We start from the raw sequence: 7,737 nt of genomic DNA, 5'->3' as shown, positions 1-7,737 counted from the left end.
GTTCAATGCGGACGGCGCCGAAGCCGCACCCGTCGGCTTTGCCCCCTCGCCCGTCACCGTCGACGTGCCGATCGTGTCCTGGATCAGCGCCGGCGAGCTCGGCAGTCAGGACAGCGTGGTCAACCTTTCCGATTATCCGACCATTCCCACCGCCGACCTCGAGGAAGGCGAGTGGATCGCGCTGCGCGTCGACGGGCCATCGATGAACAAGATCTCGCCGCCGGATTCGATCATCTTCGTCAATCTGCGCGACAAGCGGCTGGTGACCAATGGCTGCTACGTGATCGCCGACGAGACGGGACGGGCCACTTACAAGCGCTGGCGGCCGAACGATAATCCGCCGTTCCAGCCAGCGTCCTATCTCGATATCCCGCCGCCGGAGCTGGAGGGCGCGATCACGATCATCGGGCGGGTGAAGCGGTCGATGATCGACATGTGAGCGTTTCGAAAAGCCGAACGTTACTTCTCGACACGGCAATTTCTGCTTGCATGCAGATAGTCGGCCAAGGTCGATGGTTTTCGGGGGAGAGCCAGCGAAATGACGGACCTGGAGGGCGCGGGCGAAAGCCAGTTGATACGGCTGGTGCGAAAATGGCGCCTGCCGCTGTTGCTGCTGCTGGCCCGTGGATGAGGACTGGTCGCTGGTGGCCGACGCCTTCACCAGGAATGCTGGCACGCCGGCCGAGATGGATGCAATCGCAAGCGCCAACCAGAATTTCGAGGGTCTCTGCCCGGCCTTCGCGAAACTCTACACCGCCGCTCTGTCACTCGATGGCGAGCCCGGGCGACATATCAAAACCGCCCTGCTCTACGAGCTCGCGAAGAACTAGGCGCTGTGCTCGTGAAGCGCCCGGCAAAGTCCCGGCGAAACGCCGCGTTTCCTTCGCGCACCCTCTGTCCCGCCCGTCCTCCGCAGCAGCTGCGGAGGGTGGACCGGACATCTCCCCCCTCAAGGGGGAAATTGGCTGTCACCGCTGCTTTCGCCAATCGCCAACGTTGCAGAAAGGGCGCTTGCGCCGAAGCTGCCAATCTCCCCCAAGTGGGGAGATGTCCGGTAGGTGTACGAGGCCTTACTGGACCTTGATGGTCGCCCACATGCCGTTCATGAAATGATCGGGGATGTTGCAGAAGACCGCGTAGAAACCCGGCTTGAGATCGAGCGTCAGCGAGCCACTCTTGCCCGGATCGAGCTCTGAAACCTCGCCGAGATGGCCGGCCGCGTCCTCGTCGACACGGTTCTCGTTCGAAACATATGGCAGCGTTGTCTTCTTGGGGTCGGCCACCGGCACGACGATCATCTCGTGGACGGTGCCCTTCGAGGCGTTGGTGACATCGAAGGTCACCTTGCCTGCCGGCACGACCTTCTTGTCGAGCTGGATTTTCATCATGGCCATGCTTATGTTCGCCGGCATGCCTATGCCCATTTTGGCATCAGGATTCATCTCGCCGTTCTTGTCCCACAATTTGACGTTGACCGTGGAGTCGGCGAATGCCGGCGCCGCAACGGCCAGCATGGTCAAGGCCAGTCCAATTCTCAAAAAACGCATAGGGTGCTCCTAGCCGCCATCTGGCGACCTCAGACGGCGGATTGCTAGGGAATCACAGTCGGTCGCGGGCGCTGTGTAGGGGAACAAAGCTGACAGCAAGCTGACGGCATGGCGGGGAGCGGCAAGTAAATTGGGCCAGAGCCCCTTCTGCGCAAGCGGGATAACCGCGTTATAAGATTTTCACAATTTTCTTATAATTCCCTTGCGACTCGGCCTAATGGCGTGCAGTTATAAGAAAACTGCAGAACCCTTATAATGAAGCGTACGCCCCAGGAACGGCCATGAAGACCATCGATCTCGCCTATCGCACGCTCTATGCCGAGCTGGTGCAGCGCAGCCTGGATGCTTCCTTCGAGACCGACTTCTCGACGGCGGGCAATTTTGTGCGCGTGCCGGTGAAGGGCCGCGACTACTGGTATTTCGAGGAGACGCGGCCGCAGAAGTCCAGGCGTTATGTCGGCCCGGCGGAAGACCCCGAGATCGCCAAGCGGGTGGCGACCTTCAAGGAGATCAAGAACGATCTCAGAAGCCGCCGCAAGCTGGTCTCCACCCTTGTTCGTGACGCCGGCCTGACGGCGCCTGACCCTTTCACCGGCAACGTGGTCGAGGCGCTGGAAAAGGCCGGACTCTTCCGCCTGCGCGCTGTGCTCATCGGCACGGTCGCCTTTCAGACCTATGCCGGGCATCTGGGGGTGCGGCTGCCCGGCGCCGCGCTGCAGACGGGCGATGCCGACTTCGCAAAATTCCATTCCGTCTCGACCGAGGTCGACGACAGCCTGCCGCCGGTCATCGATGTGCTGAAGGCGGTCGATTCGACATTCCGCGAGATCCCGCACCGCAGCGATGCCGGGCGCACGACGCAGTATGAGAACGCTTCCCGCTACCGGATCGAATTCCTCACCCCGAACCGGGGCAGCGACGACCATGCCGACCACGCCAGTCTGATGCCTTCGCTGGGCGGTGCTTCCGCGCAGCCCTTGCGCTTCCTCGATTTTCTCATCCGCGATCCGGTCAGGACGGTGCTGCTCCACCGCTCAGGCGTGCCGGTGCTTGTCCCCTCGCCCGAGCGCTTTGCCGTCCACAAGCTGATCATAGCGGCGCGCCGGGAACGAAGCGCCGCCGCCAAGCGAGAGAAGGATCTCGCCCAGGCCAGCCTGCTGGTGGAGGCGCTGGACACGACACGCCGGCAGGACGACCTTGCATTCGCTTTCGCGGAAGCATGGGAGCGCGGAGATGCCTGGCGCGAGGCGCTTCGGAAGGGACTGAGCCTGCTCCATCCGGACAGGCATGACATGGTCGATCTTATCCTGGGGCGGGCGCTCAACGGCATCGGCGCGCAGCTCGAAGGCTTTCCAATGCGGCTCGCTTAGGCTTTTCGGAAGATCGCAGCATCGTTCAAATTGTACGAATCCTGCTTGACCATATTTCGTACATAAAGTACGATATCTCCCTTGTTTGAGGGGAACTTGCTTGAACACCGCGAACCACGCCGCCTTCGCCGACCTCTCCCGTCCACTGCTGTCACCATTGCCGCTCAAAGAGCGCGAGCGTCTGGCCAATGCCTGGCGCATGGCCAGCCAGGACATCGCCGACGACATCCGCTTCATCCGCCAATATCTCAAGGTGATCGCCGAAAAGGAGGAGCGTCTGTCGACCGGCACGCTGGTGCACGGCCGCGCCTATGTCGAGTCCTGTGCCGCCTGGCTGCCGGAAACGGTGGCGCGGTATTTGAGGAATCTGAAGCTGATCAGCGACTGCGAGTGCGCGATGATTGCCGCGGGCGTGCAATTTGCGAGGTCGAGCGATGCCTGGTGAGGCGGCTATCTCTTCTGCGCCATAGGGAAAGCAAGACCGAACGCGGGCGGGACAGCGCCCCCTCTGTCCTGCCGAACATCTCCCGCAACGCGAGAACAATCATGCCTCGGCAACCCCAGGTTATACCCCTCGAAAAATGCATCGTTTCACACAATTGCCAATTGGTGGACGCAGACAACGAGCCGGTAGTTTAATTCCCTTCGGGCGAAGGAGAGGCATAGTCGCACAGGGAGGAACTCGTTTGATGGACCTGCAAATCGACATCGGCATACAGCCTGACGATCAGCCTTACGAAGTCACCTCATTTGCCAGAAAGCATGGCCTGACGATCCCGGTGGCGGACGCGGTCCTTTTCGCCAAGGGCCCGTCGCCGTCGCGGGCGGCCTGCGATACCGCGGCGCTGGCCTTCCTCTGCGCGGTTGCGCAATACGCCAGGAAGCAAGGAGCGCGCTAACGGTTCGGCCTCCTTCTTCCCTTGTGCGGTGAGAAGGGAGAAAGGGGAGCCTCGCCTACCAGCTAAACTGCAGCCCCGCATTGCCGCCGACGATGTTGCCGGAGAAGGCGATGCCGAGCGTGCCGGTCAGCCGGCCGCCATGGGCGAAGCCTTCGCTCAGCACCGCGGCGCCGGCGATGCCGAAGGCGTCGGCGTCGCCGGCATTGCCCCAGTTGACGCGCAGGCCGAAATGCTCGCCCTGGACGAGATCGGGCGCGGCAAGGGCGGCCGAGATCGAGGCGTTCTCGAAGGCGCGGGTGACGCGGTTGTCGATGTCGTCGACCTGGCTTGCCAGCGCCGTCTTGCCGGTGACGGTGGTGAACCCACCCTCGCCGTCATCGACCTTCCGGTTGGTCACGCCGGTGTCGGCGTTGATGCAGGTGTCGGTGCCCGGGCTGTAGTAGTAGTTGGGGCCATAGGCGGAGCAGACCCTGACATACTCGACCGCGGCCTCGGATGGCGCCGCCAGCAGCGTTGCCGCGCCGAGGATGGCCGGCGCAAGAAGATATCTGAACATGATGCCCCCCCGGCTCTTACCAGGTGAGTTGCAGGCCGGCATTGCCGCCAACGGTCTTGCCGGAGAAGGCGACGCCCGCGGCACCCGCCAGCCGGCCCTTGCCGCCGGGGAAGAAGCCCTCGCCCAGCACGGCCGCGCCGGTGACGCCCATGGCGTTGGACTGGCCGGCATTGCCCCAGTTGACGCGAACGCCGAAATGCTCGCCCTGCATCAGATCCGGGCTGATCAGCGCCGAGGCGACCGAGGCGCCTTCGAAGGCGCGCTGAACCCGGCCGTCAATGTCGTCGACCTTACTCGCCAGCGCGGTCTTGCCGGTGACGGTGGTGAACCCGCCCTCGCCGTCATCAACCCTCCGCTTCGTTTCGCCGGTATTGGCGTTGATGCAAGTGTCGGTGCCGGGGCTGTAATAGTATTGCGCGCCATAAAGCGAGCACACCTTGACGTACTCCACCGGCGCCGCCTGCGCGGAAGCCGAAAAGCCGCTGGCAGCGGCCAGAAACGCAAACGAAATAAGACGGTTGATGCCCCGCATACCCTGACCCCCGAAGTTGGATTGAGAAAAGCCCTTGCCCGAAAAGCACCATCAGGGCGCGCGCGGCGTCAACGGGGGCTTTGAGCCAATACCTGACTTTTACTGGGAGCATTTCGACTGAGAACGCAGCTGTTGCAGCTGGGTCACAGTGGATTTCTCGATCTATTCTGCAAATCGCGATCGCGCGAAGCTCATTTATTAAGCGTAGCTAATTTTAGAGATGACTAACTCTATCGCTGGAAACGCGAGAGCGCTTTCACGCGTGCCTAAAACTTCGGGCGCGGGCTTGCCGCGTCCTTTTCGACGGTTGTCGGGATGGCCGGCGGCGCAGCCGCTGGAAATCAGGCCTTGGCTTTCGGTTTGGCGGCCTTGGCTGGCTTTTCAGCCTTCGCCGCCTTTGGCTTGGCGGCCTTGGCAGCGGCGGCCTTCTTCGGCGCGGCCTTGGCTTTCGGCTTCGCGGCGCCGTCGATCTCGGCGGCCGCCTGCTCCCAGTGCTCCATATGCGCGCCTTCCGGCCGGCCGGCCTGTTCCCAGATCTCATGCGCCCGTCGGCGAATGCGTTCCTGCCTGTCGTCCGTCACTGTCGCCTCCATTTGGTAGGGGCCGTTCCCCGACGGAAACATTAGCCGAATTTTCCGGTGGCGTCTTGCGCTCGACGCATTCGCGCCTGAACTTTGGCGGCGATTTTCTTCAGTGCTCGTCGGAGACGACGGCGACGCCGAGATACGCTGCCTTTTTTGTAATCAATCCGGCCAAATCGGCATCAGAGCGCTCAGTCCCGGTGCGCTTGCGCAAAGCCGCGATCGCATCCTTCATCGACAGCAGGCCGGTGCAATGCTCAGCCAGAAGCTTGTCGACGTTCTTGGCGATGTCAGGTGATTCGACGTGAGGGTGATGCATGGCTGCGACTCCTTTCTAGGAGCCGGCATCCCCCCGCCGGCATGGCGGGAGGATCGGGGCTCGTAAGCATGTAAGGTTACTGGATGACCTGGACGACCCTGCGCGTGCTCGGGTCAACCAGAACCATATGATCGTTGACGATAGTATACTTGTACTGAACGTCCGGCACCTCCTGTAATTCGACCGTGTCCGGCACGGTCGAGCCGACGCCAAGCTCCAGTCCCAGAACATTGACCGAGGCGATCGGGTGCTTGTGGACGTATTCTTTCACAACGGTCTGCTGCTCGGGGGTGATGATCACCTCGTCCGCAGCGGCAAAGCCTATGCCGGCGATCAGAGCAAGGCCGGCAACAGCAGGAATGAGGGGGGTTTTCATCATAGGTCTCCTGTTGTGTTGGCGAGCTCCGCCCCGCCTCCGCGATCGCGGAAACCTGGCAGGTCGAACATAGGAGCTCCGAGGGCCAACGTCCGCGGAAAGCTCTTGTTCCGTCAGCGCCGGCCAATTGATGTTACCCCGCCGCGGTCGACGGTGAACCGCCGTGCAGGGCGGACGGGAACCGTCGCGCCGATTTCGCATTGTTTGCATTGGATGATTTGACAAGCCGAAAGTCCCGCCCATGAGTGAAATTCTCGTCAGAAGCGATATGCCGCTTCGAGCCCCGGTGGCCATCACCGTCGGCGCCGGCTTCAAGCGCGAGATCGCCTCGCTGGCCGCGATGCAGAATTTCCTCAAGGAATGGCCCGCGGCGATGCGCGGCGACAGCTATTGCGCGGCGGTTCGGGCTTGCGATGCGGCGCGGGCCGGGGAGATCAAACTCGAAAAGGCGCGGCGGGCCTTCCTCTCATTCGCGGAGAAGGCCGGCATCATGTGGACCGGCATCGATCCGGTGACGGCGCTGCGCGAAGCCAAGATCAGGCGCAGGGCCAGGCTCGAGAGCCAAGCCCGGCAAAAAACGGCTGCGCGGTCGCCCTGACGAGGAACAAGCGGCGCCCCTGCAAAGCGGCCCGACAGTCTGTTGGGGGTGATGCGGTCGACCGCCGGGCCTGACCGGCCTGGCAAGCCGGCTGCCGCCAACCCTAATATTAGCAAATCTGCAACAAAACCCCGATTGAAGCTTTTCCCCTGCTTACGGCGGCGATCGCCGCTTGAGCCCCAGCGTCGGCCACATGGCTGTCATCCATCGAAACACTAGAGCGTTCCACCGTTTCACAGAAACGGCGAACCGATCTATCTCTTTGTTTTGACGCAATTCCGGGCGGAAAACCGCTACGCATTTTTCCTGGAATTGCTCTAGCGCCGCGAGGTTCCTCAGCGGCCAAGGTGTTTATGGCGATGAAAGATCGCAAGCTTCTCGCCATAGGGAAGCCTCACCTCCTCGAGGCATTTCTCGCATCTGAACCTGGAGACCGTCCTGACCCAGGATCCCTTTTTGACGATGGTCAGGGAGCAACTCGGACATTGAAAAGTCAGATCTTTGTCGCTCAGGTCTCTGGATAGGGTCATCCTATTCTCCCCAGGAGGCGGTCACACCTTCGCCAACAACGATTGCACAACGTCCAGCGCCAAAACTGTGAACGACCTCACATGATCAGAGCGGCCATTGCGCTTCAGCGCGCAACGCCGTTCACTGCCGTCCAATCCAGGCCGGCAGCCGGTCGACATCGAATGGCGGGAAGGGCAGCTGTCAGTTCGGCGACGACTCGCCCAGTGGTTCGGTGAGGAAGGATGCGGCGATCAGGTCGTCCGCATCGATGCGTAGGGAGCCCTCGCCGCTCCCCATGATGGCAGCGACCTTCTGGAAGGTCTTCATCTCATGTTCGGTGATCCTGGCGTCCCGCATCCTGGCTTTCAGATCGGCGACACGCATCCCGAGCGACCGGGATGTTCCGATTTCTCGTTTCGACATGTTGGTCAGTCCTCCTCGCCCCAGCC

At 62.0% G+C, this 7,737-nt stretch carries 13 protein-coding genes; 6 read left to right on the top strand and 7 right to left on the bottom strand.

The window, feature by feature from the left end:
- Both EOA29_RS18565 and EOA29_RS18560 read left to right on the top strand, forming a co-directional pair.
- On the top strand, positions 1–439 hold a 439-nt coding region (locus EOA29_RS18565; protein ID WP_127221255.1), incomplete at its 5' end, for a S24 family peptidase.
- 184 nt (positions 440–623) lie between these two features.
- Complete coding sequence (locus EOA29_RS18560) at positions 624–830, top strand: hypothetical protein (RefSeq protein WP_245464713.1); 207 nt, start codon at positions 624–626, stop codon at positions 828–830.
- 240 nt (positions 831–1,070) lie between these two features.
- Here the strand turns inward: EOA29_RS18560 and EOA29_RS18555 are convergent, their stop codons facing one another.
- Positions 1,071–1,547 (bottom strand): plastocyanin/azurin family copper-binding protein, encoded by a 477-nt coding sequence (locus tag EOA29_RS18555; RefSeq protein ID WP_245464714.1) that lies wholly within the window; start codon positions 1,545–1,547, stop codon positions 1,071–1,073.
- 281 nt (positions 1,548–1,828) lie between these two features.
- On the opposite strand from EOA29_RS18555, the gene EOA29_RS18550 reads away from it, so the two are divergent.
- The 3 genes from EOA29_RS18550 to EOA29_RS18540 all read left to right on the top strand — a co-directional run bounded on the left by EOA29_RS18550 (position 1,829) and on the right by EOA29_RS18540 (position 3,816).
- Complete coding sequence (locus EOA29_RS18550; RefSeq protein WP_126094629.1) at positions 1,829–2,917, top strand: GSU2403 family nucleotidyltransferase fold protein; 1,089 nt, start codon at positions 1,829–1,831, stop codon at positions 2,915–2,917.
- Between the two features lie 100 nt (positions 2,918–3,017).
- Entirely contained in the window at positions 3,018–3,362 is a 345-nt protein-coding gene (locus EOA29_RS18545) for a hypothetical protein (protein WP_126094630.1), read from the top strand.
- A gap of 244 nt (positions 3,363–3,606) precedes the next feature.
- Positions 3,607–3,816: a hypothetical protein gene (locus EOA29_RS18540; RefSeq protein WP_126094631.1), complete on the top strand. Its 210-nt coding sequence runs from the start codon at positions 3,607–3,609 to the stop codon at positions 3,814–3,816.
- A gap of 55 nt (positions 3,817–3,871) precedes the next feature.
- On the opposite strand, the gene EOA29_RS18535 is transcribed toward EOA29_RS18540, so the two are convergent.
- From EOA29_RS18535 to EOA29_RS18515, 5 genes are all read right to left on the bottom strand, one after another.
- Positions 3,872–4,372 (bottom strand): porin, encoded by a 501-nt coding sequence (locus EOA29_RS18535; protein ID WP_126094632.1) that lies wholly within the window; start codon positions 4,370–4,372, stop codon positions 3,872–3,874.
- Positions 4,373–4,388: 16 nt separating this feature from the next.
- A complete protein-coding gene (locus tag EOA29_RS18530) occupies positions 4,389–4,904 on the bottom strand; it encodes a porin (RefSeq protein ID WP_126094633.1) in 516 nt (171 codons plus the stop codon).
- A 341-nt stretch (positions 4,905–5,245) separates the two neighbouring features.
- A complete protein-coding gene (locus EOA29_RS18525; RefSeq protein ID WP_126094634.1) occupies positions 5,246–5,485 on the bottom strand; it encodes a DUF2934 domain-containing protein in 240 nt (79 codons plus the stop codon).
- A gap of 109 nt (positions 5,486–5,594) precedes the next feature.
- Entirely contained in the window at positions 5,595–5,804 is a 210-nt protein-coding gene (locus EOA29_RS18520; RefSeq protein WP_126094635.1) for a hypothetical protein, read from the bottom strand.
- Positions 5,805–5,880: 76 nt separating this feature from the next.
- Positions 5,881–6,180: a DUF1236 domain-containing protein gene (locus tag EOA29_RS18515; protein WP_127221254.1), complete on the bottom strand. Its 300-nt coding sequence runs from the start codon at positions 6,178–6,180 to the stop codon at positions 5,881–5,883.
- Positions 6,181–6,421: 241 nt separating this feature from the next.
- On the opposite strand from EOA29_RS18515, the gene EOA29_RS18510 reads away from it, so the two are divergent.
- Positions 6,422–6,778, top strand: a complete 357-nt coding sequence (locus EOA29_RS18510) for a DUF982 domain-containing protein (protein ID WP_126094637.1) — start codon at positions 6,422–6,424, stop codon at positions 6,776–6,778.
- 711 nt (positions 6,779–7,489) lie between these two features.
- Here the strand turns inward: EOA29_RS18510 and EOA29_RS18500 are convergent.
- Positions 7,490–7,711, bottom strand: a complete 222-nt coding sequence (locus EOA29_RS18500) for a hypothetical protein (RefSeq protein WP_126094639.1) — start codon at positions 7,709–7,711, stop codon at positions 7,490–7,492.
- Positions 7,712–7,737: the final 26 nt, after the last annotated feature.

This window comes from Mesorhizobium sp. M1E.F.Ca.ET.063.01.1.1 (assembly GCF_003998155.1).
Taxonomy (GTDB): domain Bacteria; phylum Pseudomonadota; class Alphaproteobacteria; order Rhizobiales; family Rhizobiaceae; genus Mesorhizobium.
This window is presented reverse-complemented; position numbering and strand designations above follow the sequence as displayed.

Bases quoted from the DNA above. Each gene is read 5' to 3' on its own strand.
- EOA29_RS18555 (WP_245464714.1), bottom strand. From the start codon at position 1,547: ATGCGTTTTTTGAGAATTGGACTGGCCTTGACCATGCTGGCCGTTGCG.
- EOA29_RS18550 (WP_126094629.1), top strand. From the start codon at position 1,829: ATGAAGACCATCGATCTCGCCTATCGCACGCTCTATGCCGAGCTGGTG.
- EOA29_RS18540 (WP_126094631.1), top strand. From the start codon at position 3,607: ATGGACCTGCAAATCGACATCGGCATACAGCCTGACGATCAGCCTTAC.
- EOA29_RS18535 (WP_126094632.1), bottom strand. From the start codon at position 4,372: ATGTTCAGATATCTTCTTGCGCCGGCCATCCTCGGCGCGGCAACGCTG.
- EOA29_RS18530 (WP_126094633.1), bottom strand. From the start codon at position 4,904: ATGCGGGGCATCAACCGTCTTATTTCGTTTGCGTTTCTGGCCGCTGCC.
- EOA29_RS18520 (WP_126094635.1), bottom strand. From the start codon at position 5,804: ATGCATCACCCTCACGTCGAATCACCTGACATCGCCAAGAACGTCGAC.
- EOA29_RS18515 (WP_127221254.1), bottom strand. From the start codon at position 6,180: ATGAAAACCCCCCTCATTCCTGCTGTTGCCGGCCTTGCTCTGATCGCC.
- EOA29_RS18510 (WP_126094637.1), top strand. From the start codon at position 6,422: ATGAGTGAAATTCTCGTCAGAAGCGATATGCCGCTTCGAGCCCCGGTG.
- EOA29_RS18500 (WP_126094639.1), bottom strand. From the start codon at position 7,711: ATGTCGAAACGAGAAATCGGAACATCCCGGTCGCTCGGGATGCGTGTC.